At 42.3% G+C, this 25683-nt stretch carries 19 protein-coding genes; 9 read left to right on the top strand and 10 right to left on the bottom strand.

From position 1 onward, the window contains the following. Positions 1-61: 61 nt before the first annotated feature. Positions 62-2164 carry an ATP-dependent helicase gene (locus AC1TO8_RS12980; protein WP_482056047.1) on the top strand — a complete coding sequence of 701 codons (2103 nt, stop codon included), beginning with the start codon at positions 62-64 and terminating at the stop codon, positions 2162-2164. A gap of 107 nt (positions 2165-2271) precedes the next feature. Here AC1TO8_RS12980 and AC1TO8_RS12975 read toward each other — a convergent pair whose 3' ends face one another. From AC1TO8_RS12975 to AC1TO8_RS12955, 5 genes are all read right to left on the bottom strand, one after another. Next, positions 2272-3123: a M15 family metallopeptidase gene (locus AC1TO8_RS12975; RefSeq protein ID WP_482056046.1), complete on the bottom strand. Its 852-nt coding sequence runs from the start codon at positions 3121-3123 to the stop codon at positions 2272-2274. 67 nt (positions 3124-3190) lie between these two features. Beyond that, positions 3191-3916, bottom strand: a complete 726-nt coding sequence (locus tag AC1TO8_RS12970) for a hypothetical protein (protein ID WP_482056045.1) — start codon at positions 3914-3916, stop codon at positions 3191-3193. A 206-nt stretch (positions 3917-4122) separates the two neighbouring features. Beyond that, positions 4123-7221: a DEAD/DEAH box helicase gene (locus AC1TO8_RS12965; protein ID WP_482056044.1), complete on the bottom strand. Its 3099-nt coding sequence runs from the start codon at positions 7219-7221 to the stop codon at positions 4123-4125. A 232-nt stretch (positions 7222-7453) separates the two neighbouring features. Next, a complete protein-coding gene (locus AC1TO8_RS12960) occupies positions 7454-8119 on the bottom strand; it encodes an oxidoreductase (protein WP_482056043.1) in 666 nt (221 codons plus the stop codon). Between the two features lie 9 nt (positions 8120-8128). After that, positions 8129-9292 carry an MFS transporter gene (locus tag AC1TO8_RS12955; RefSeq protein WP_482056042.1) on the bottom strand — a complete coding sequence of 388 codons (1164 nt, stop codon included), beginning with the start codon at positions 9290-9292 and terminating at the stop codon, positions 8129-8131. A 550-nt stretch (positions 9293-9842) separates the two neighbouring features. On the opposite strand from AC1TO8_RS12955, the gene AC1TO8_RS12950 reads away from it, so the two are divergent. The 5 genes from AC1TO8_RS12950 (at position 9843) to AC1TO8_RS12930 (ending at position 16251) form a co-directional block, all read left to right on the top strand. After that, positions 9843-10733 carry an FMN-binding protein gene (locus tag AC1TO8_RS12950; protein WP_482056041.1) on the top strand — a complete coding sequence of 297 codons (891 nt, stop codon included), beginning with the start codon at positions 9843-9845 and terminating at the stop codon, positions 10731-10733. 77 nt (positions 10734-10810) lie between these two features. After that, on the top strand, positions 10811-12685 hold the full coding sequence (locus AC1TO8_RS12945) for an FAD-dependent oxidoreductase (protein ID WP_482056040.1): 1875 nt from the start codon (positions 10811-10813) through the stop codon (positions 12683-12685). Positions 12686-12819: 134 nt separating this feature from the next. Then, positions 12820-13278 (top strand): hypothetical protein, encoded by a 459-nt coding sequence (locus AC1TO8_RS12940; RefSeq protein WP_482056039.1) that lies wholly within the window; start codon positions 12820-12822, stop codon positions 13276-13278. A gap of 2 nt (positions 13279-13280) precedes the next feature. Further along, positions 13281-14261, top strand: coding sequence for a polyprenyl synthetase family protein (locus AC1TO8_RS12935; protein ID WP_482056038.1), 981 nt, complete (start codon positions 13281-13283; stop codon positions 14259-14261). A gap of 217 nt (positions 14262-14478) precedes the next feature. Further along, positions 14479-16251, top strand: coding sequence for an acid phosphatase (locus tag AC1TO8_RS12930; protein ID WP_482056037.1), 1773 nt, complete (start codon positions 14479-14481; stop codon positions 16249-16251). 366 nt (positions 16252-16617) lie between these two features. Here AC1TO8_RS12930 and AC1TO8_RS12925 read toward each other — a convergent pair whose 3' ends face one another. The 5 genes from AC1TO8_RS12925 to AC1TO8_RS12905 are packed head-to-tail and all read right to left on the bottom strand — an operon-like array spanning position 16618 to position 21042. After that, positions 16618-17490, bottom strand: a complete 873-nt coding sequence (locus AC1TO8_RS12925) for a UbiA-like polyprenyltransferase (RefSeq protein WP_482056036.1) — start codon at positions 17488-17490, stop codon at positions 16618-16620. A 25-nt stretch (positions 17491-17515) separates the two neighbouring features. Next, positions 17516-18346 (bottom strand): energy-coupling factor transporter transmembrane component T family protein, encoded by an 831-nt coding sequence (locus AC1TO8_RS12920; RefSeq protein WP_482056035.1) that lies wholly within the window; start codon positions 18344-18346, stop codon positions 17516-17518. Then, the gene (locus AC1TO8_RS12915; RefSeq protein ID WP_482056034.1) at positions 18343-19230 is read right to left on the bottom strand and encodes an energy-coupling factor transporter ATPase; all 888 of its coding nucleotides are present in this window, start codon (positions 19228-19230) and stop codon (positions 18343-18345) included. Before AC1TO8_RS12915 ends, AC1TO8_RS12920 begins: the two co-directional genes overlap by 4 nt. After that, complete coding sequence (locus tag AC1TO8_RS12910) at positions 19206-20666, bottom strand: energy-coupling factor transporter ATPase (protein WP_482056033.1); 1461 nt, start codon at positions 20664-20666, stop codon at positions 19206-19208. The genes AC1TO8_RS12915 and AC1TO8_RS12910 overlap by 25 nt, the downstream gene beginning before the upstream one ends. Continuing rightward, positions 20650-21042, bottom strand: a complete 393-nt coding sequence (locus AC1TO8_RS12905) for a NusG domain II-containing protein (RefSeq protein WP_482056032.1) — start codon at positions 21040-21042, stop codon at positions 20650-20652. Before AC1TO8_RS12905 ends, AC1TO8_RS12910 begins: the two co-directional genes overlap by 17 nt. A 188-nt stretch (positions 21043-21230) precedes the next feature. Between AC1TO8_RS12905 and AC1TO8_RS12900 the strand changes: the two genes are divergently transcribed. The 3 genes from AC1TO8_RS12900 to AC1TO8_RS12890 all read left to right on the top strand — a co-directional run bounded on the left by AC1TO8_RS12900 (position 21231) and on the right by AC1TO8_RS12890 (position 25680). Beyond that, positions 21231-22292, top strand: coding sequence for an FAD:protein FMN transferase (locus AC1TO8_RS12900; protein ID WP_482056031.1), 1062 nt, complete (start codon positions 21231-21233; stop codon positions 22290-22292). A gap of 299 nt (positions 22293-22591) precedes the next feature. Next, the gene (locus AC1TO8_RS12895) at positions 22592-24070 is read left to right on the top strand and encodes an Lsa family ABC-F type ribosomal protection protein (protein ID WP_482056030.1); all 1479 of its coding nucleotides are present in this window, start codon (positions 22592-22594) and stop codon (positions 24068-24070) included. Between the two features lie 1271 nt (positions 24071-25341). After that, positions 25342-25680, top strand: coding sequence for a L,D-transpeptidase (locus tag AC1TO8_RS12890; RefSeq protein WP_482056029.1), 339 nt, complete (start codon positions 25342-25344; stop codon positions 25678-25680). Positions 25681-25683: the final 3 nt, after the last annotated feature.

Here is a 25683-nt window from a genome sequence, read left to right as displayed (position 1 = left end):
CAAATTTATATATGGATTGTGAAAAGGTATATCCTGTACAGTTCAGAAAGGTAGGCCGTAATTGCCACAATTAACTACTAAATATCAATCACACCCGACAGGCGTGCCTATATCCACCCCCTTACCACAGACGCGATCTGCTCCAACAACCACCAGTAAAGAACTCGTTCTTCAACCTATGGAAGATGCTTTCTACTTCCGCGCACTAGAGCAAGAAGGAATTCATCTCAATGGACCACAGATTGATGCCGTGCGCCACGGTCAGGGACCTTTACTTACACTTGCTGGAGCTGGTTGTGGTAAAACAACGGTTTTAGCCGCACGGACAGGATATTTAATCGCCGTTCGTAATGTTCCAGCTTCCCAAATACTATTAGTAACTTTCACAAGTAAAGCAGCATCAGAGATTAAGGAGCGAATTGCCAACATCCCTTGTATTTCACCTGTTGCAGCACGATCTGTACAAGCTCGTACCTTCCACTCTTTCGGATTATCTCTATTACGTCAGTCTGGGCAACAAGAGCAAATACTTAGTGATTTCTCAACCAAACATACGATCATGAAAATCATACTTCGTCGCCTAAAATTAGGTGAAACCTATCAACCAGAAACACTCTTAGCAGCACTTTCATCATGGAAGATGAGCGGCAAACGGCCCTCTGAACTCCCCTCTAACACAGAGGAAGAAAGAAAGATCAAGAATATCCTGCTTACGTATGAAGAATGGAAACAAGGACGTAATCAATGGGATTTCGATGATATATTGTTACATACAACATCATTATTGAATGATCCCTCTCGATTAACTCAATTGCAATCGCGATTCACCTATTTGATGGTCGATGAATTTCAGGATACCAATACAGTCCAATATGAAATCGTGCAGAAATTATCTGCTGAACAACGCAATCTCATGGTTGTAGGAGATGATGATCAAACGATCTATTCTTTTAATGGTGCACGACAGGAATCTGTTCTACAGTTCGATCAAATCTACTCGGATGCCACAATCATTACACTTCCGATCAATTATCGAAGCGACTCTAGAATTCTTGGCCTAGGTACAGCCCTCATTGCTCACAATGAATTCCGACGTCATAAGCAACTTGTGGCCGCAGGATCTGAAGGTGACGCTCCTTACTATGCTTCTCCCGCTACTGTAGAGGACGAGGCCGCCTTTGTTGCGGATCACTTAGAAGAGCAAGTACGACTGGGAGAAGTTACTTACTCAGACATCGCTATTCTTCATCGAACTGCAGGTAGTAGTCGCTCTATGTTAGAACAACTATTACTTCGAGGAATTCCTTTTGTTCAATATGGAAGTAACACGGTGTTCTATGATCAGACGGTCATTAAGACCTTGATGGATCATCTTAGATTATCTGTGAATCCACGCTGTAAAGAAGCTTATCAGAGCGCACTTGGTCCACTCTATATCCCGCGTGAAGATGGCATGAGCTATTTAATGAATGAAGAGAAGAAGCAGTCGAAGAAATATCCACTCATTCACCTCACGCGATGGGATCGTCTTCAGCCTTTCCAGCAGGTCGCTGTCAAAGAGCGGATCAAATTAATTAAGAAACTGGCATCTCTCAAGCCGCTGTACGCTATTCAGGAAATGAGAAGATTATTCTACGATAAATATTTAGAAGCCGGGGACCCGCTTCTTCATACCCAATATAAAGAAACGCTGACTGATAACCTAGATGAGCTTGAGAGTGCTGCGGCACGGTTCGATACGGTCGAACTATTCATAGCTCATGCTGATGAATTAACGTTGCGACATCAGCAAATGGAAGCCCTCCGTGATGATGGTGCTGGTCAAGCAGTACAGCTATTAACCATTCACCGGGCCAAAGGGATGGAGTTCCGCCAAGTCTACTGGATCGGTGCAAGTGAGGGAATTCTTCCTCATAGTACCGTGTTGAAAGAACAGCTTCCCCAAGAAATGAAGGCCACTCGTCCACAGACGATGGATGCCAAACTTGCTAAGGCTGCTGCACTTGAGGAAGAACGGCGTCTAGCGTATGTAGCTGTTACTCGGGCTAAGGAGCGACTTTACATTACTTCACCACTTCATTACCATGGCAAAGCTGTCGAGCCATCTCGCTTCCTACTCGAAGCCTTTGGTGTGCTTCGCCGTCAAACTAACGCTAGCAAGTAATTAAATAGGAATCCGCAACTAATAAATAGAAATAGCAGACCAAGGATAACCCTGATCTGCTATTTCTTTGCGCATCATTCTCTTCAATGTATAAGTACACAACATAACTAGAGTTTAATATTGCTCTCATCAAAATATTCTTCCACCGTTAGTCCACTAGCAGCAAGTCCTGGTGCCAAATCAGTACCGAAATACCGAATATGCCATGGTTCATATACATAGCCTGTCTTATCCTCAGCATCTTCTAGGTATCGGATAACGAAACCATACTCTGGTGCATGCTCCGCCAGCCACTTGCCTTCTCTAGTCTGTCCAAATGACTCTTCAAGTGCATTACCTACACTTGGGCTGGAGACATCAATTGTAAGACCCGTCTGATGTTCACTATTACCTGGTGCAGAACTAACGCGAGAAGCTTCTTCCTCTCCCCTATTACGAACATTAGTTTCATAGATCACCTTCTGACGTGCATAGGAACGGTATCCCGAGACGGCTCGCAATTCAATACCTTCGGATTCTGCTCTAGCAAATAGCTTTTCCAACGCTTCCGCAGCTTCTTTACGCATCATTCGTTTCTCATGTGGTCCATCGAAAGAAAAAGGAACATTCGGCTCCACTAGATCCTTTGGCTCGTAGCCTTCAGGAAGACGCCGTTGTTTATTCACAATCACCGTTACCGCTTCTGGATTCGTCACTACATCATGACCGTCCACTTCTTGAATGGTAGCCTGAAGTGCATTTTCATTACGCATCGCCATAACCGGATCGATAGCTTGTCCATCCTTTACTACTTCCTGCTGATCCCCTTGACCAGCAGGTGATGCCTGCAACGCTTGTCCTTCTCCTTGAGCGGAACCCCCTGTTTCAGATCCGCAACCAGCAAGAAGTATGCTGGACAATAAAAGAACTGGAGCAAACAGACGAATCCAATGCTTCGTTTGCCATGTCTGTAATTTCATTCTAAACTCTCCTTACTTCACTTTACTATTTATAATACACAACATTAGGTTTATGTGCACGGTCCACTCATTCCTTAAACCATACCCTACGGCGCTTCTCAGCTGTGTCGGCTGTTTTCTTCAGAATCATTCGTAGCGCCTTTTGAACCCCGGGAACCCCATCCAACAATGGAGTCCAGTCATCTGCATGTAGTTCCGAATCCTCTGCTCGCGAAAGATATACGGTTACATCTCGAAATAGAGGACCTGGCTCATGCAGTCTTCCTTGCTCAGCAGCCTCTGCTAGCCAATCTCCTGGAGTAGGCCCAAGCTTCTCTTTCTCTTCGAGTAGTGATGACTCTACTGCCGCTATCTCCTTTGCCTGAGAGGTCGTTGAAGTAGACCATGTACCAAAAACCCTGAACAACAGTTCTTTACGAGGCAATCCTATAAGGGCTAACCCAATCATCGGATCAGTAGCCAACTGCTCAGAAGCATATTCACGCACAGATAACAACCTTGGACAAGTCGAATCTCCGCAATGACAAGTTGCTTCTGTCAACATGATATTTGCTGATGAAGGCAATACATCACGAAGCCATACCGGAGCCTCTCCGCTGAGAAGAAGGTACAAATCATGAGGGTTCCCCGTTAGTTCCGAGAGAATCCCCTCTTGAACTTGAGGAGAACATATCTCCACAGGTATCTTCACCTCGTGGTTGTTATCTTCAGTCTGTTCGTCAAGGGATTTGGTAAACGTCCCTATCAATATGCCCGGACGCGCATCAAGTAAGACTTTCGCTACATCTGTCACCCTCATCCCTCCTCTTATTATTTACAATGCCAGTTCAAAAAGTCAGGTTTTCAGCACCGAGAAGATTGGATGAAGCTAGGGACTGAGGAGCGGAGCGTAGGCAGTACCTACGTGAGCACCGGAAGGACCGGGTGAATTCAATATTCGATGCCGAATACGCTTCCTGGTAACCTTCGTGATCAAAAGATGACTTTTTGAACTTCCTCTCACATCCAGTCTTCGCCTTGTAGGGCGATTAGGTCCTTTAGATCAGTATCTGACATCTCCGTCAACCAGGTCTCACCCGAACCTACTACTTGTTCAGACAGTGACTTTTTATTCTCAATAAGTTCATCAATTCGCTCTTCCAAAGTCCCTTGGCAGATGAGCTTGTGTACCTGCACATTCCTATGTTGTCCAATACGGAATACACGATCCGTCGCTTGATTCTCAACGGCTGGATTCCACCAGCGATCATAATGAAGCACATGGTTGGCACGGGTTAAATTGAGACCTACTCCACCCGCCTTTAGCGAGAGTACAAAGAACGAGGTGCCCTCTCCCTCTTGGAAATTACGAACCATCTCATCGCGTTCTTGCTTCAGTACACCTCCATGCAGGAATGCCGGAGCCTTACCATACCTTGCAGCTAGACGTGATACAAGCAAATGCCCCATAGCCACGTATTGCGTGAAAATAAGCGCAGATTCGCCAATCTCTTCAATACTGTCAAGTAACTCTAACAAGCGCTCCATTTTTCCAGAAGCTTCCTGTTTCGTCACCCTAGTTTCCTCTTTGCCTAATAGCTGGGGATGATCGCAAATCTGCTTCAATTTGGTCAATGAAGATAACACGAGACCCTTCCTCGCGATACCTGTGCGCTGTTCAATCTGCACCAACATTTGATCAACAACAGCTTGATACATCGCTCCCTGCACATCGGTTAGCGTACAGTAAGATTTCAGTTCAATCTTCTCGGGTAGATCCTTCGCAATATCCGGATCACTCTTGAGCCTGCGGAGCATGAAAGGCGCAACCAATCTATGCAATTCCTGCAAACGTTCCTGATCTACATCCCCAGTATAACGTTGACGGAATGAAGATGACGTCCCTAAATATCCGGGATTTAGAAATTGAAAAATCGACCATAGTTCTCCCAAGCGATTCTCTACAGGTGTGCCCGTCATCGCAATTCGATGTGCAGCAGACAATTTCATCACACTTTGAGCTTGCTTCGTTCGGTAATTCTTAATATATTGCGCTTCATCCAACACGATGGTTGCCCATAATACCTGTGCCAAATCTACGCCATCCCTACCACATAAATGGTACGTTGTAAGGATGATGTTATGTTGTGTAACCTTTTGGAGGAACTCTTCACCATGCAGTCGCTTATTCCCGTGATGGATATAAATAGACATATCCGGTGCGAAACGCTGTAATTCACGTTGCCAATTCCCCAGTAACGATGTAGGGCAAACAATCAGTACAGGCTGAGTCTGCTCAGCCAACCGTTCAAGTAAACAAGTGATAACCTGAACGGTCTTTCCAAGTCCCATATCATCAGCTAGACATACACCGAAGCCAAGGTCCCGCATGGCAGCAAGCCATTGATAACCTCGCTCCTGATATGGACGCAACACGCCGTGCAACGATTCAGGCACAGGTCGGATTGGCACACGCCGCGAACTTGTTCCTTCGAGAAGAGATGACAACATTCCCACCGTCTGCATACCCATGACGGTAAGACCCTTCCACATCCGCTCATCGCCATCTTCGGCAGTTAAGTGCATCCAATCAGATACTTCCATCTGACCTTTCTCGTGACGCTTAATATATCGCAACACCTGACGGATTTCTTTGAGATCCACTTCAATCCATTCACCACGAAATTCTGTATATGGAACATCCGCTTCTGCCAACTTAGCCATCTCTTCTAGCGTAAGTGTCATTCCACCAAGCGCAGCTTCAACCTCAAAGGAAATTAAGTGCCCCATGCCTAAAGCCGCCGGCACACCCTCTCTACTCTCAATCGTTTCAGGCTGTACCATTCTAAGTGATAGGCCCACACGACGACGATCCCTACTCCAACGAGAAGGAAGCTGGACGCTCACCCCCGCAGCCGTTAGCAATGGAACCGATTCGCGAACAAAGGTGAATAACTGTTCAGGTGTAAGCTCCATTCCTTCTGGTGCCGGGAAATTCAAAGCATCACGAATTTCAGAGGATACGAAAGAAGCTTCACCCAATGCTATCAAAAGTTGTTCTTGAACCGCTTCATAATGTCTCCCTCTGACTTCCAAATCCGAAGGAGCTCTGCCCCATATAAAGCTTGCAGGCAGCCACGTCCCGTAATCATCTTGGATCTCACCCCAAAAAGACACATGCCATTGCTGTACATCGTCTAGCATCCTCGGCTCCATCCGTAGTCCTAAATTCAGGCGTCCCTTCTGCTGAGCATGCTCTTCATCTTCACCGTTTCCACTTACAGGAACAGAAGTGCCTCCGATGAGAGATACCGTCTTCGCTAGCTCTCCCACCTCACTAGGCGTTCCTTGAATTGAAATATCGCGACTTACCGTCAAGAGCCCATCCCACCATAATTCAGCAATCGGTGAGTAACCTCTCCGATAATTCGCCATATACCGGGAAAGCTTAGCATCTAATCCCTGTATCACATCTTTAATTTCCATATGAATAATCGCACTTAAGAAGGAATGCAGCACGGCAGCGCCCGCTTCCTCCTTCGTCTCTGAACCCACGAATGCAGGAACACCAAATGCAAGTGGGGGCATCGAAGCTGCCAATTGTAAGAAGCGTTCTGCTTCTCGTTTGCCCTTCAATTTAGGTTTCCATCGAGCGGTCACAATCTGCTCACTCGTACGTCTGCGTGAACCCGTTGTAACGAGTGGCGCTGTCCCAGGTGCAACCCGACCACGAAGCATTAGCTCCAATGCAAATCGTGCTACTTTCACCCAGTAACTCATTTCAGCACCAGGTTGTATTCCATGTGCTATACAAGTCTCATCATCCCAAGCTAGGAGCATGAAGAATGCATCTTGCGGAGAAAGTGCAAGACCTTCTAATGTCCTGCCCATTAGTTGACGTCTTTCCCCTCTTCTGTTGCTTGTTTTAGGGTTCGCGGTAGTGGATGGATATCGAAGTTCCGCTAACCGTAACACCCCATTAGCAAAAGGACGAGTTCCATCCTTCCATTCAAACTGTTTCACTACTCGACTCCAAGCATCCACCCTTGGCTCAGATACCTCACCTGAAAAACAAAAAAATACATCGCCTAACCATACGCCATATAGCGGTTGAGTCATCGTTGTCTCCTGTCGTTTCACTGCTTACATATTTTTGTTGCAACAATCGAACTTATCATGTGAAAAAACCCACCTAAATCTTACTTTCCAAAGGTGAGTTTAATAGTCTTGTTTCATAAAATCGGGACTTTTTTTTCATTATATCAATGACATTAAACTCCATTTACCACTGTATATCATACCATATGAACAGAACCAATAACAACCGAACACCACATTACTAACGCAGTTATTAAGCCAATCCCACAATATGAATGACCTCATTCGGATAAATATGAAGGCCCGACGATCCCGTTAATGCGATATTCACCATCGCTCGAGCTACTACTTCAGCAGGAATCGCACGATAAACGGCACCCTTTCCACGCAAGAGAAAGTCGAAAGCGGTCATGAATTTAGCAGCCACCTCTTCACCCCAACGTTTCTCGTTACGCTTCCCTAGAAGAAGGGATGGACGAAATAATTGTACTGAGGGAATTCCAACAGCCGAAAGAGCAGCCTCCGCTTCTCCTTTGGTTCTACTATAGAACACACGAGATGAAGAATCGGCCCCCATTGCTGATACAGCTAGAAACTGACTAACACCCTGAGCATGTGCTAATTGAGCCGCATGAACAGGATATTCAAAATCTACTTTGCGAAATTGTTCCTGTGATCCAGCCTTTTTAATTGTTGTTCCCAAACAACAATACACATCTCTCACATCCGTAAAGACCTCGCGACATTGATCTAGTTTATCCCATTCCACTACAATCTGCGTAAGTTTCGGATGCTGCATGTTCAATGGCGTCCTGACAAGCACCTTAACTACATCATATTCTTTCCGTTGTAGCAATTGCGCAACTACGAATCCTCCAACCAATCCTGTGGCACCTAATACAACAGCCTGAACTCCCATAGTTCCCTCCTATGAATCTTTAAGAATTCTTCGTCCGAACGTCAACGCTACAATTAACATAATCGTCCCCACTACACTTTGCAAGCCATACTGTTGAACCCAATCTGGAAGTTCTTTTATCATATTAAATATTTGTCCACCAATCATCGGCCCTAGGAAAGAAGTAATACCCGTGATTGCAGCATACATTGCTATGAACATAGGTCGCTCGCTCTTGGGGGTATCTCCAATCGTAAAGTTGAATACTAATTGGTTGAATCCACCGATACCCGCTCCTAACAATATATGCGAGATCATTAATACAAGTAGCAGTGGTAGAAATGAAAGGAGTCCCCAAACCATACAAGATCCAGCTATAATCGGGAGCGTCCAAAATAATAGTGTCTTATTGCTAAATTTAGCATTTAGATTACCCCATACGTAGAAACTAGCCATCATGGATACCGTCTGAACAATAGTAAGCAATGAGATTGTCTGGTAATTAATATGCCATATGTCTAGCATTACATAGGAGAACAACGGAACGACCATCGTCTGAAGAAGTAGCCACAACGCTAGGAACAATGTTGATTTCATAAAAGGTTTATCATGAAACGGCTTCTTCATCATAGGTAATAATTTGTTCTCATGGGATCGTTCGAAAGGCATATCTGGATAGAAACAAAACGTAACAATATTAGCAATTGCACAAATAAATATAAGAATAAATAATATTTTAAACCCTGTACTCTCAGGATTACTATCAAGTATTTTACCACCAACAAACAGCATGATACTACCAAGCGCATTTAAGAACGTATTTCTAATTCCAAAATATCTTCCCCTTACCCCAGCAGGAACGATATCACTAATAACTGACGCCCATAATACACCACTTACAGCATTGGCAATAAATGCGGAGGTATAAACAATAATAAAGACAGGTACCCACCATTCTTTATCAAATATAAAAGGAATGAGACCTGTAGAGCTCCAGAGTAATCTATGAATCGCAATGAATATAACCAGCGTCCACTTACGACTTTGTAATTTCTGAATCATAAAAGCGATAAACACTTGAAAGACGTTTACTAGCGTTGTAATTGCAAGAACCAAACCGATAACGCTAGAACCTGCACCCAAATACAATAAATATCCTGTAAGAAACGGTCCTCCAAGCAACGTTTGGAACATAGTAGAAGGTATTCCTTCCGCTGTTGCAATAAATAAATTCCTTCGTTGTAACGAAAACTTCCGTCTTTGTTTTAACTTAGATGCCGCACGTATGAGGATGCACTCCTTTTCATATCCATCTATTAAAAAACTCTCTCTTTTGTCCCCATTCTACACTCAAGTAAACATCTGTCAATCCTATTTATTCGACAATTACATTCATATATGAAACGACTCAAATAACTTCGTTAATATGAGGAATAGAGTATCAAGCGGAACCTATACTTCCTTATATTTTAAATATTATTTAAAATTCTTCCAATTTACCTCTTCCCTAATTCGACCTAAGCTGATATAGTTTATAAGCAACAGGACGATTTAAATCTAATTGTAGATATTCAATACCTCTCAAGTGATTAATTTCACATACATTGAGACATTTATCATGCTAACCTCTTCGTAGACATCATATTTGAAAAGAAGTAGCTATTGAATGTGCCCGTCATCAACACGGTTCACATTTTAAATATATGATCCAATTCATAATAAACAACTAGGGGGGGATTTAACGATGAGAAAGAAATGGACGTTACTACTATGCAGTGTGATGTTAGTCGGAGTATTAGCAGCATGTGGAAACGATAAGGATGCTACACCACCTACTACTGAACCAACGAACGAAGCCGTTACACCAGCAGTAACTGAAGGGGAAGACAAGTATCAAGATGGAGCTTATTATGCTGAAGGTACATTGGATGAGAGCAGTGGTTGGAAACCTTATGTCGTTCTTTCAGTGAAAGATGGCGCCATCGCTACCGTTGATTGGAACTTCGTAAGTTCCAAGGGAGGGCCTGATAAGAAGTCTGTAGATAAAGCAGGTAATTACGGTATGAAGGAAAAAGGTAATGCCCAAGCTGAATGGTATGAGCAAGCAGAGAAAGCTGAACAATTCTTGATCGAGAAGCAAGACCCTGCAGCAATCACTCTAGATGGCGAAGGCAAAACGGATGCCATTACAGGCGTATCTATTCATGTTAATGACCTAGCTGTTCTAGCGCAACAAGCATTGAATGCTGGTCCTACTGAAACAGGTGCTTATAAAGATGGATCATACCATGCTGAAGCTGCAGAATTCGATTCTGCTTCCGGTTGGAAAGGTACTGCTGATCTTACAATCGCGAATGGTAACATCATTAACGCTTTCTTCAGTGGTGTGAATGAAGCTGGCGAAGACAAACAAGCTAACTCTATTGAAGGTAAATACGGCATGAAAGCCAATGGTGGATCTTTATCTGAATGGCATGAACAAGCTCAAGCAGCTCAAGACTTCTTAATTGAGAAACAAGACCCTGCAGCAATCACTATAAATGCAGAAGGAAAAACAGATGCGGTATCAGGTGTAACCATCACTGTATCCGACTTTGTAACATTATCTCAACAAGCTCTTGAAGGTGCCAAATAATAACTGTTAATCTTTAATAAAGCTTGGTATTATTAGACATTGAAATACATTAGAAACCATTGAGGTGAACTTTAATTGTGAAGAAAATTGTCCTTTTGGGCGGAGGTTACGGTGGTGTTCTCACCGCTAAGAAATTAGCCAAGAAATTCAAGAAGAATAACGAAGTTGAAATTCAGCTAATTGACCGTAATCCCTATCACACCCTATTAACAGAATTACATGAAGTAGCGGCTAACCGTACGCCTGAAGATGCGGTTAAGATTGATCTCAAGAAAATCTTTGCCAATCAAAAGGTCGATGTCGTTCTTGATGAAATCAAGAACATCGATTTTGATGCCAAACAATTAACGTCCGACACAGCAACATATGACTATGATTATCTAGTCATCGGAACGGGTAGTAAACCAACCTTCTTCGGAATCCCAGGTGCGGAAGAGAATACTTTCACATTATGGTCACATGACGATGCTGTTCGGTTAAAGAAACAAATTCGCAATATGTTCACTGAAGCTGCGAAAGAAAGTGACCCTATCATCCGTAAGACGAAGCTTTCCTTCGTAGTTGTAGGCGCTGGATTCACCGGTGTTGAATTAATCGGTGAAATGGCTGAGTATCGTGATGAATTGTGTAAAGAGTTCTATATTGATCAACAAGATGTTCGTTTAGTTGTCGCAGATATGGCCCCTAAGATTCTACCTATCCTACCAGATAAGTTGATCGCTAAATCCGAGAAATACCTACGTAAAATTGGTGTTGAGATCATTACAAATGCCAAAATTACAGGTGTTGATCCTGCAGCTGTCAAGCTGGGAGATATGGAAGTTGCAGCAAGTACGATTGTTTGGACAGCTGGTGTAGAAGGCTCCGAAATCGTAGGTTCACTAGATGTGAAGCAACAAGGTCGCAAACGTATTGAAACGAATGATAAATTGCAAAGCTTAGATCACGAGAACGTGTACGTTGTCGGAGATAACATTTTCTTTATTCCTGAAGGCGAGACACGCCCTGTACCACAAATGGTAGAGAATGCCGAGCATGCCGCTCCACTTATTGCACATAATATACATGCCGATGTCATGGGTACAACGAAGAAATCCTACAAGCCTGCCTTTCACGGTACGATGGTTTCGATTGGTAGTCGATATGGCGTTGCCAATGTAGGTCTTCCTAATAAAATGTTCATGCTTACTGGATTCATGGCTATGTTATCCAAGCACTTCATCAACTTATTCTATCTATCTACTGTTGCTGGATTCAATAAAGTATGGTCCTACATGATGCATGAATTCTTCCATGTAGAGAACCGTAGAAGCTTCCTAGGTGGTCACTTCTCCAAGCGTTCACCGAATTTCTGGATTGTGCCACTTCGTCTCTTCGTAGGATTTATGTGGTTCAAAGAGGGTTGGAATAAGATTGGGAATATTATCGAAGATCCTTCACGGATATTCTTAATCCCTCCATCTCCAATATCTGATGCCACTTCAGCTGCAAGTGAAGCTGTATCTAATGTCGCTGAAGTTGTAGATGCTCAAACAGCTGCTTCTGCCGTTGCTAGTACAGGCGAGACGCTAACAGCTCTACCTGTCCCTGGTTTTATTACTAGCATTATGAATACCTTTATGGATATATTCTTCTATACTTCCGATGGAGGTTACACTGTACTAGCTGAAATATTCCAAATCGGAATGGTTCTTGCAGAGATCACCTTCGGTGCACTTCTTATGTTGGGTCTATTCACAGCATTCTCATCGATTGCAACGATCGGTATGGGCGTTATGATCTGGACTTCAGGCATGGCACCTTATGAAATGCTCTGGTATGCATCCGCAGGTATCGCTACAATTGGTGGCTCAGGAAGCGTGTTCGGTCTTGACTACTATGTACTACCATGGTTAAAGAAACAGTGGAAGAGGATTCCTCTCGTTAGACGTTGGTACTTATTCACAGACTGAAGCTAGTATTCATTGATAAATTACCAATATAGGTAAATTAGAGTAATGTGCTATTCGCACATTACTCTAATTATTTCTAGATGATTTTGAACTACAAATTACGACTACAAAACCGATTCCAAGGGGTGAAGCATATGCACACACAACTTATGAATGAAACCATCCGTTTACTCCAGGCTGAATGTTCACCTAAAGCTGGAATTACGTTGGACATCGATTGGACGGACATGCCGGTTGTGGAATCACTATTGAATAGTTATGACCTAGCTTATGAGCGCAAAGTTCATCTTCTAGCACTTTACACCGTGTTGAAGCTTGCCACAAGCCGTCATAAAGACTGCCACTATTCTGATCCTAATCTAACCCGCAAGGTGTTGGATGGAGATTATTTATACAGCCTTTATATTCAACTAGCCCTCCAGTATAAAGAATACGATCTGATCTCATTCCTGGCGCCCCACATCAAGAAATGGCAAATCAAATGGGCTGAGGGACATTCCGAAGTTGAGTTGTTATCCACCTGCTTGGAACAGTTCTTAAATATTGAATTTCAACGTCATGCGAACTGTACAGCCGTTGAACAGGTAGGGTAAAGATGAAACTACATGAGAGTCTAAATATTAATCTACCTCGCATCAACAGGACCATTGAGCATATCGTCAGATCAGATAAAGATGTACCTTCTTCCTCCATTATATCTAAAAGTATCCTTACACTTATTCGTTCAGGCGGTAAAAGGATCCGACCTTTGATGGTCATTGTAGGAAGTAGATTTGGCACCACAACATCTGGACATCGACAGATTCAATTAGCTGCAGCAGCAGAATTTATTCATGCAGCTTCACTTGTTCATGATGATATCATCGATCGATCTGATATGCGCAGGGGGCAACCCGCTATGCATATCAATACAGGTGTATCAGAAGCCGTTTATATTGGCAGCTATATGTCTGCACGAATTATCGAACTTCTCTCTGAAGGTTCCTCTCAAAGAAATCATTATGTCCATGACTTGTCAGCAATCGCCACCGCCCAGCTTTGCCTAGGTGAATATGAGCAACTTGAACATAGATATAACTATGATTTCACATTGGAACAGTATTTAGAGAAATCACGTAATAAGACTGCTCAGTTAATGGCTACCTGTCTACGTGTTGGCGCTTTATCTACAGAAACTGAACCTGAAGTCGCGGAACTATTATATCTATTTGGCGAGTACCTTGGGTTGTCGTTTCAGATTCAAGACGATCTACTTGACTTCACCCAGAGCCCTGAACTTCTAGGTAAACCGGTGGGTAGCGATCTCATTCAGGGACAAGTCACTTTACCAGTCATATATGCTCTGCAAAGAGCTGAGCTGGCGGTTACTATACGGTCTATAAATGCCACTTCTACCACAGAAGAGATTAATAATGCTATGGATGCCATTCGCTCCTCTGGAGCACTGGAACAGACAGAACAGCTCAGTCAACATTATTTGGAGAAAGCCCAATGTATTATTGACCAGTTAACCTCTTTTCCCGCACATCGGGATCTTCAATCCTTGCTACATTACTTCGCTCGACGCGATCATTAATAGATGTATCCAAATTACTGGAAAGTCCTACTTTTGCGACTCTTCCAGTTTTTTTGATACCATTTAAACATATATTTTCTTATTTATACATTGTTCCCCTTGATTCTACCCCTTTCTTCTCATTAATTTTTAAATTAACAAAAGTATGCTCTCCAGTTAACAATCGAGATATATAATTCATATCTAGATTGTCAACTAGAGAGGATATGATTCAAGAATGAAATTAATAAAGAAACAAGTAACCGTAGCTGTGCTATCTGTACCCTTACTTCTAAGTTCCCTAGGGGGAAGTTACGCTAATGCGGCAACACCTCCCACAACAGTTACTTTACCAGCAGCACCGTCTGCGGGGTATTTTGTAGATAATTACAAAAATAATAAAGCGGATAATTCAACAGTAGATTCAAATCCGACAATCAACTTACTATCCGGATTTAATAAGCTGTGGACTGCGGGATCGACCTGGAATACGGGTACCAAGCTGAACGATAGCGTCCTGAATCTCAATATTCTAAAAGTGTTTAACACGTATACTCGCCGCACTGCCGCTGAGGCTGATGCAGCATACTTGGATGACCGCAGAAAGCAGAGCTACAGCGTGATCGACGGTCTGGGTTCGCATGCTGATACATACCGAGCTAAAGCAGAAGCTACCACAACGATCAATGATGTCGCAGCAGATGCCACAACGCAAAAATACAGTGATGAAGGCAACAACGCAGGTAGCACAGACTCTAGTCTGGGTAACATGGTAGGGTTGGTTAATACTTTACGCGGTGAATTTTCCACGACGAATCCAGCTAAGGCGTACTTTAATTATCCCCGCCCGTTCCGTTGGGTCGACAACTCTCTCGTAGTTTCGACACTCATTCCTGTGCAAAATTCTGACCCAAGTAAGGATGGCGGATTTCCTAGCGGTCATACGAATGCCGCATATCTCAGTGCTTACGCGCTAGCCTATGCCGTGCCAGAGCGTTATCAGGAACTACTAACTCGCGCTTCAGAGGTTGGTAACAATCGTATTGTTGCCGGGATGCATTCACCGCTTGATGTCATCGGAGGACGCGTCATGGCAACTGCGGTGTCCGCCGCTATCCTATCTGATCCAGACAATGATAGTTTGAAACAGGCCGCTTATCAGGAAGCACACAGTGAACTATTAACGCAAACCGGTACAAGCACGGATCTATACAGCGATTACGCCATGAACAAAAAAAGCTATACCGAACGTTTAACATATGGCTTCAGCAAGGTTGACTCTATAAATTCGCCAATGGTCGTTCCTAAAGGAGCTGAAGTACTGCTTGAAACACGTCTTCCTTACCTTGATAACATCCAGCGCCGTTGGGTACTAGCTACTACGGGTCTTCCCTCAGGTTACCCCGTGCTTGATGATGCAGAGGGATGGGGACGGCTTAATCTCTTTGCGGCTGCAGATGGTTATGGCGCATTTGCTAATAACGTAACAGTGACCATGGATTCTAAAAAGGGCGGGTTCCATGCATTAGATAGCTGGCGTAACGATATTTCTGGCATTGGAAGTTTGACGAAAAAGGGAACCGGCGAATTGAAGCTCGAAGGCAACAATACGTATTCTGGAGGAACACAGATTGAGGAAGGTACACTAGAAGGTCATTCGAAGACAGCTTTCGGAACAGCGAGTGTGACGAACAACGGAGGAACTATCCGGGAAGATGTCGCCGGACAACTGATTATCGGTGAACATTATAAACAATCTGCGCAAGGTACACTCGAGCTTAACATCGGTAGTAAAACTGATCTGCTCAAAATCAATAAAGAGGCTACACTCAACGGAAAATTACGCCTAAATTTCACGGAAAATTATATTCCCGTTAATGGTAACACGATTATCACGTTTAATGAACGGAATGGCGCATTCTCTTCTGTTGAAACCGTTGGTTTGCCAAGCCAGTACAAAGTAGAATTGATCTACCAATCCAACAGCATTCAGTTAAAAGTAACCAAGTAACTTAAGAAAGCTAACCTAATATACCGGATAAAGAAGACAAAGGGTTCACAATCTTTGTCTTTTTTAACATAGGAAAAGTATAAGTTTCTACGGAGACCTTTAAGGTGAATTCCGTGCGGTTGCGGAGGGAGTAAGATCCACGGGAACTGAATAAGTGACTAAACAACACTTATATTAGCAAAATAGGTTGGCTTGCAAGAAATAAGTGCACGGATGACAGTTAAAACCGGGAGAATTGTCTTATTCTTATTCTGCGATCGTAAGGACAATCCGTCATCGTCGCGGCCTCCCACACAAATGTGAACTGGCTTTTTCAGTGGCTCCTTATGGGATAGCCCATCTTTCGATATATAATGAACGGTTTAATCAAGACACTAGAAAGAAATCTAATAAAGTACAAGCCACAATAACCATACTGATGACTTGATTTAAATGATACGAGGCAACTTTCATTAATGTAGGTTTGTTCGGTTGTATAATGCCATGCTCCACCATGAGCAGTATGGCCGCAATGCCTAATCCAATCAGATACATCCAACTCAAATCTCTGAAGAAATAGAGGCTCAATAACAACAACACCATAATGGCATGCATTCCTTTGGCCATCCAAAGCGCTGACTTCAGACCGAAGAAGCTAGGGATAGACCATAACCCATGAGTACGGTCGAACTCAATATCCTGTGTTCCATATATAACATCAAACCCAGCAATCCAGAGCATGACAACCGTTCCTAACACAAAGGGTGTAAAGGCGAACTGCCCTGTTACGGCAAACCATGCTCCTATAGGAGCGGATGCGATCACGAACCCGAGATATAGATGGCTGAGCCATGTAAACCGCTTCGTGTATGAATACACGGTAATCAGAAGAATCGCTACAGGTGATAATATCATACATAACGGGTTTAACATACATGCCGCGAATACAAATAAAATGTAATTAATAATAACAAAAATAGAAACTTCTCTCGTCTGCAATAACTTCTGCGGCAGATGCCTTGATGCCGTCCGCGGGTTCTGTTCATCAAACCAACGATCAGCCAATCTATTGAAGGCGTTGGCTCCGTTTCGAGCAGCGACTAGGGCAATTAACCCCCAGATCATAACCCACCAAGAAGGCCAGCCGCTCGCAGCCCATACCATTGAAATAACCGCAAAAGGTAGTGAAAATAATGTATGCGAGAACATCACTAGTTCGCCAAATTGCTTACCTTTATAAATCACCTTTTTAAAATCCATCTGCTTCTTTCATCTCCACGACTTTTTAGAGCGTCCAAATATCTCCACTTACAGAACTTGATATCCATCCAACAACAATGACCATGATGATAAATAAACTAATAAATAGGGTGTCTCTCTTCCTCCATACCAAACGGTGATACTTTGTTCGTGGCTCTCTTATACGAAATCCTCTTGATTCCATGGAGTGAACTAGATCCTCCGCCCTTCTAAATGCACCTACCGTTACAGGTACAAGCAAAGAAACCAACATTTTCCCCTTCTCTTTCCACGGGAGTTCCTTTAAATCTGCTCCTCTTGAGGCTTGGGCCTTGAGTATAATCTCCGTTTCCTCTAGAATACTTGGAATAAATCGAAGGGCGATGCTAATCATAAGCGTAAGACGGTCAGGAGATATCTTAATCCAGTGAAGTGGCTTTAGCACACCCTCAAGCCCCTGGTTAAGGCGTCCCGGTGTCGTTGTGAATGTTAGGATCGCTGTGAAAGACACAAGGAACACCATCCTTAAGACAGCAAATAGTCCTAAGCGAAATCCTTCTAGATATAAATCCCATGAACCAATACTTATGAGTACGATTCCATTCTTATCCACAACTTTTATACACTGAACAATAAATATAAAGACCATCAATATCCATAATGGCTTAGCAGCTCGAACATAATACTTTATATGAATACGCGTTGAAGCTATGACTGTCATCGAGAACAGAAGCATACAAACCATTTCTATCCATGTGTTAGACATAATGATCATAACAACATACAGAAGCATCGCAATCATCTTCGCACGAGGATCCAGGCTATGCACCCATGATCCTGTATCAATAGTTCGGCCGATTAGCAATTTCTCGCTCATACCGATCCCTCTTCCCCTTGTACATCCTCTGAGTCAACCGATTGCGCAATCCTATTGGACATAGCCTCTGCACTCAAGCAAGGTTCTTCTTCACTCCATCCGAACTTCTCAGACAGCGCACGCCAATAACGGATAGACTCTGGAATAGCTATTCCGTAGTTCTCCATTTGATCCGCCTGTGCAACGAAGGCTCGTACGCCCCCTTGAAATACCGTTCTACCTTCGTGTAGAACTATCCACTGATCTGCAAAAGGAAGTAACTCATCCATCCGATGCGTGACTATTATGATCGTTCTACCTTCCTCCCGACACAAACGATATAACAATTGAATAAGTTCTGCTCTACTGACTGGATCGAGCGTAGCTGTCGGTTCATCGAGCACTAATATATCAGGGTCCATAGCGAGTACCGAAGCAATCGCTACCTTGCGCATTTGTCCGCCACTCAGCTGAAACGGATTACGAGAGAGTAAGTCCAAGTCTAATCCCATTCTTTCCATCGCTACATGTGCGCGTTCCTTTGCTTCTTCCAAACTTAATCCGAAGTTCATAGGGCCGAAGCATAGGTCCTTCTCCACCGTATCTTCAAATAATTGCTGTTCAGGAAATTGAAAGACAAGCCCGACTCTTTTACGCAATTGCTGAAGCTTTGGAGATTTCTCTCCGGCTACCATCGTAAGATCAAGTACCTGAACAGTTCCTGAGGTCGGTTTCAATATTCCATTGAACATCTGCAACAATGTCGATTTGCCAGAACCTGTCGCACCAACTATGCCTACTAACTTACCTGCCTCTAAATGCAAATCGACCCCTTCGAGGGCGGCTTGACTCCACATACTGTTAGCATCATACTCATAATTCACTTGTTTGAATGTAATGGCCATAGCGCCTCTATAAGCTCCTCTTCATCACTAGGAACCGGAATGTCTACTCCATGCCTATACAACTCATTTCTTAGCCTAAAGGCAAATGGAGCTGTCAAATGACACATCTCTAGCATAGACTCATCCCGAAATAGTTCCGTTGGTGTTCTATCTGCAATAAGCTTACCTTCGTGCAATATGAGCACTCGCTCTGAAGCCGCAATCTCCTGCGCATCATGCGTAATCGAAACAATTGTATACCGTCCACTCTTATGCATATCAGACAAAATAATCATCAGATCATTTCGAGTCTTCTCATCTAGCATGGAAGAGGCTTCATCAAAAATAACCACTTCCGGCTCCATGCTTAATATAGATGCAATGGCTACACGTTGCTTCTGCCCCCCTGATAACTCACTCGGGTGCTTGTGTAACAAGTCGGCAATTCCAAACTTTGCGGCGTAGGTTTCCACCCTTTCCTCCATCACTTCTATAGGAAGGCATTGGCTCTCAAGACCAAAAACAATATCATCTTCAACCGTCGTACCGACAAATTGATTATCTGGATTCTGGAAGACCATTCCTATCGTCTGCCTAATTCTCCCGATTGTATCTGATTGCAGTTCTAGTCCCTTCACCACGATGGATCCTGCGCTTTTCGGAAGAAGACCATTCAAGAGCTTGACGAGTGTTGATTTGCCAGAGCCATTCGCTCCGACCAAAGTCACCCATTGTCCTTGTGGAATGCTTAATGATACACCGTCTATAACGAGCTGATCTTTCGCGTATCCATAGGTTACATCTTGAAGTTCAAGAGCTGAACCGTTCTGTCCTTGCATGGTGATCGAGTCTCTATGCTCTAGATTTACAGCTTCAGGTTCATCTCCTGTATACTGGCGCTTGCCTAAACCATCACCCTGAAACTCCTCAAATAAAGATAGCTTCGTTAAAGAAGGTACTAGGTATTTGACTGCAATTCCAATCAACACACCAGTAACAAGACCTGTCAACAATAGCAATGGCATATAATAATAAATATTCGATGTTTGGAAAACAATCGACGCCGCTGTAATTTGTCCGAAATTATGTCCGACGCCGCCTATAACACTTACTCCAATTAAACTGACTTGATTACGACCTAACTTAATCACCATGAACATGACGATAAAGCTAAATAGTGAGCCGAATAGGCTGAACAACATGCTAGAGAATGTTCCAAAGATAAAAGCTGTAATAATAGTCTTTAATATAACTAACATAAGTGCATCTCTACCTCTTAAAAAAAATAAACAGGTCAGAATCATGATGTTCGCTAGTCCTAATTTGGCACCTGGAATTTGAAGATTAACAGGGATAATAGATTCTACTATACTGAGAACAACAGCTACTGCAGCAAATATCGCTACAATCACTATTCTTTTCAACATACGAGTAGATTCCTCAGTTGACAATGACATCTGGCTCATCTCCTACATCTTGCACGCCATTGATTTCAACCATAACCCGGTGGGGCAAACAAATGATACTCTGTTTAGGTCGGTCAATAAATCCAAAGGTTTGACATACTTTATCTGGGCAATCCGTATCATACATTTCCACACCATAGTCATGCACTTTAATAACATTCGTTCCATTCGTTGATTTAATCTCGATGATTTGTTCTTCTTTCGTCAACTCAATCGTCTGAAAAAGCTTACCATTCAAAGTAATGTCGGCCGTCAAATTTCCAATGTGATTATTTTCACTAGCATCTCCGGGGAACCATCTTGGAACTAGGAAGAATAAAGCCACAGCAGCAATGATCGTAATAATCAGTAGGTCTCCGCGTTTCATGGATAACTCCCTTATATTTTAATTGTTTAAAATGGACACGTCTTAATTATACCTATCTTCTGAAAAAGCTTCAATGTCTTATTCGTATTCGTTCTATATCTATTTGTCAAAATGATGCTAATCCTTTCCTTTCCTCGTTATTTTTGTTATAATCCATCTCGAAAATGCGCTGAAAATGAGGGAACATTATGAAACCATTCAAACATGCACCATGGCTGCTAATGCTATGCCTGATGATCGTCTTAGCAGGGTGTGGAAATTCCAAATCATCCTCTAACTCAAAGGTTGAGCCTGTAGCCAAATCCTTCTATGTATTTGATACGATTGTTCAAGTGAAAGTGTACGATGATAAAACGACAGAGAAGAATTTCGATGATATTCAGAATATTCTCGATACGATTGAGATTCAAATGAACCGTAGTAATGACAAGAGCGAAGTCGCCGACGTTAATCGTAACGCGGGCGTAAAGCCTGTGCAAGTCTCTGAGGATACCTTCCATGTCATATCTGCAGCTTATGAATATTCCGAACGCTCTGAAGGTCGGTTCAATATGGCCATCGGCCCCCTAGTTTCACTATGGAATATTGGTAATGAAGGTGCCAAAGTACCCCCAACCGATAAGATCAATGAGGCGATACTACTTAGCAATTATAAGAACGTAAATCTCTATCCGGACAAGCGTGAAGTGTATCTCACTGAAAAAGGGATGTCTCTTGACCTTGGCTCTATAGCCAAGGGGTTCGCAGCAGATAAAATCGTTGAATATTTACAATCAGAAGGGTTTAGCAGCGCTATCGTTGACCTTGGAGGAAATGTGTTTGCTATGGGGAAGAAGCCGGGAGATAAATTATGGACCATCGGTATTCAAGATCCAGATGAATCTCGTGGGAACCCAATCGGCAACATCCATGTAGACAATATGACCATTGTAACCTCAGGTGTGTATGAACGTTATTTCGTAGAGAATGGTAAGCACTATCACCATATTCTAGACTACAATACAGGTTTTCCGGTTGAAAATAATATTAATAGTGTCACAATCTTAACTGATAAATCCATCGATGCCGATGGGCTATCTACCACTTTGTTCGCCTTAGGTATTGAGGAAGGTCTAGCATTCATTGAGAGTTTAGAGCATACTCATGCCTTATTTATTACTAACGATAAGAAAATCATTGCATCTTCAGGTATACAAGATTTGCTTACAATTACGAATGACAATTACACTTTAGTCTCGAAAGAAGAGTAATAGTAGCCGGTTTTACTTATTGAAATTAAGAAATGACTATGATAGAATATTTGCAAATGAATGAATTGGAGTTGAAAAGTAGAATGTATATTTCTTGCTAACATGTAAATTGATAAAACAATGTATGCGACTTATTTCGCATGTTTTATTCTTTATATGCAAGAAAGTTACTTCTTCTTTTCACTCAATCGATATATCCATATCTAACCCTAGCGCGGGTTGGGTTTGCTGTATTTATTTGAGCTACAAGAAGGTTACTTTCTTGTAGCTCTTATTTTTGTATACAGGAGGATAATATTATGTCATTAATCAATGTTACAAACTTATCTTTTGCCTATGATGGCAGTTACGATAACATATTTGAGAACGTAAGTTTTCAAATCGATACGAATTGGAAATTAGGTTTTACGGGGAGAAATGGCAGAGGGAAGACAACATTCCTCAGCTTGTTGCTTGGTAAATATGAATACAGTGGACATATTTCTGCTCATGTTAGTTTTGAATATTTCCCTTTCCCTGTCGAAAACAAGGAAAGTAATACTCTCGATGTGATCAACGACATTGTTCCAGACTATCTTCACTGGCAATTAATGCGTGAACTTTCATTGCTAAAGGTTTCTGAGGATGTTTTATATCGGCCCTTTGATTCATTGTCCAACGGAGAGCAAACGAAAGTGCTATTGGCTACATTATTTCTTAAGGAGAATCATTTTCTATTAATTGATGAACCAACTAATCATCTTGACATGAGTGCAAGAAAACTTGTCAGTGATTATCTCAGTACCAAAAGCGGGTTTATTCTAGTATCCCATGACAGATCATTTCTTGATAATTGCGTAGATCACATACTTTCAATTAATAAAACGAACATAGAAATTCAAAAGGGGCATTTCTCTGATTGGTGGGAGAATAAAAAGAGACAAGATAACTTTGAGCTTGCAGAGAACGAAAAACTAAAAAAGGACATTAAACGCTTGTCGGATGCTGCTAAACGAACGGGCAACTGGTCACACGAAGTGGAAAATACTAAAAACGGCACAAGAAATTCCGGTTCCAAGCTAGATAAAGGGTATGTTGGTCATAAGGCTGCTAAAATGATGACGCGCTCTAAAACAATTGAGCAAAGACAGCAATCTGCAATTGATGAAAGGTCTATGCTGCTTAAAAACATTGAAGACTCTGACAGCTTAAAGATCTCACAACTTTCTTTTCATAAAAGCCAACTTGCGGAATTTGAACATGTCTCGATTTATTACGGTGATAAGATGGTATGCACAGATATAAGTTTTACGATTGAACAAGGTGAACGAATTGCACTTTCAGGTATAAATGGCTCCGGTAAATCAAGTATTATCAAACTTATTTGCGGTGATCATATCAACTATACTGGCACCTTCAGGATGGGAAGTCAGCTTAAAATATCCTATGTTTCACAGGACACCTCACATTTACAGGGCAATTTAACGGACTTCGCTAGAAACAGTGGAATTGATGAAAGCCTTTTTAAATCTATTTTAAGAAAACTTGATTTTTCCAGAGTTCAGTTTGAGAAGGATATTTCAGATTTTAGCGGCGGTCAAAAGAAAAAGGTGCTGATTGCAAAAAGCCTTTGTGAGAACGTTCATTTGCATATTTGGGATGAACCGCTTAATTTTATCGATATTATTTCTCGCATGCAAATTGAAGAATTACTACTTGAATACTCACCAACCATTCTTTTTGTAGAGCATGACAGTAATTTTTATAACAACATCGCTACAAAGATCATTGAACTCTAACGTTATGGCGTTTTGGATATGGCGTAATCCTTATTTTAATTTGTAGCACAAATAGGTTGCTATCCGAATTTATTTGTGCTATGATTAGATTTGTATTTTGAAATTTAACCCCATAGCGTTCCTCGCAAGAAGAATAACCCTTCACCTAATGAAGTTTGAAATTTCTATTTTAACAAACCCTAATGAAGTAGAGTTTTAAGGACGTATCTGATTCACACTGGCGCGGTCATTGGAGCCGTAAGGACAAAAGAGAGGTAGGGCTTTTGTTGTGTTGGAAGTCATTTATTCTGTAACCCATCTGTGCTAAAGGGACCAACTGTAACCATCTTAACTTGGTTGACAGGGGTTAAATATATAGCTTGTTATGCTGCAAGCCAAGCAGAAATGGCTGTGCTGTCCTTTTTCAAGGACGGTACCCGTCTCTGTGGAAATATAAAAGATAGAGTATAAAGTCAAACTTATACTTTCTTATATTTTAACAAAGCCCCCAGAATGTATATTCTGGGGGCTTTTTCAGCATAGTAGAGAGTATAAGTTTTTGGGAGACCTTTAGATGTATTCCACCTTTTTGTTAATCAACAGATGCACAAAGTACATCTAAATCCGACCAATTCCCTCTAACGCTAAGTTTAGCTGCACAGAGTACATCTAGATTACTCTAATTCCCACTTTACATCGTTATCGCCACTTTTAACTGTAGGTTGTGCAACTATTTCCCGCTTCCGTACCTTTCACTCTATTTTAAGTGCACTTTTCGCAGCTATTTCGTTGGGGGGAGGTAGCGCACAGCAGAATAGCTATGTAGATAGATCCACAGGAACGGAATAAGCGCTTAAACAACAGCTAAATTAGCAGAATATGCTGGCTTGTGAGAATTAAATGTCCAGATGACAGTTAAAATCGGGAGAATCGCAAAAAAGTGGGTTTTCCGAGAAATTAGATGCATTTGAGCAATTAAAGTGTGGGAAAGAGCAATAGTGGTGAATTTAGAGGACAAATTTGCAACTAACTGCGTGATCCCTCGCTATAGCAATAGCAATATAAGATAACGCGTGCAATCAGCTGCAGAAAGTGAAGTTATTTCATCCGCAAAGATGAGATAAAGAGAAACTCCTAAACCAAAGGCGCCGATCGGCGCCTTTCTTATTTATCTACATATTCACATCCAACTCACCTATCACATACCCTTATAGAGGAGTCATCTTTTGATCACGAAGTATAGCAGGAAGACTTTTTGATCTCGAATTCATATCAAAGGAGTGTTCAGGTATATGCCGAATCGAATCATTGTAGATCTCTCAGATCGAAGTTTGTATTTACTCGACGACTCTAATCGTGTCATTAGGGGCTTTCCCGTAGGAATCGGAAAAATGCTAACCCAAACTCCACAAGGTGAATTCACCATTATTAACAAGCAAATGAATCCGGGTGGTCCATTCGGCGTGCTATGGATGGGGTTATCCAAACCCCACTATGGCATTCATGGGACGAACGACCCTTCATCCATTGGGAAGGCAGTATCCCACGGATGTATTCGAATGTTTAATAGTGATGTTCTTACGCTATCTTCACTTGTTCCCATACACACGCGTGTAACGATTCGCCCTTGAATA

This window comes from Paenibacillus sp. Y859 (assembly GCF_056786405.1).
Note: the sequence above shows the minus strand (reverse complement) of the source record. Positions and strands in the feature narration are given on the sequence as shown.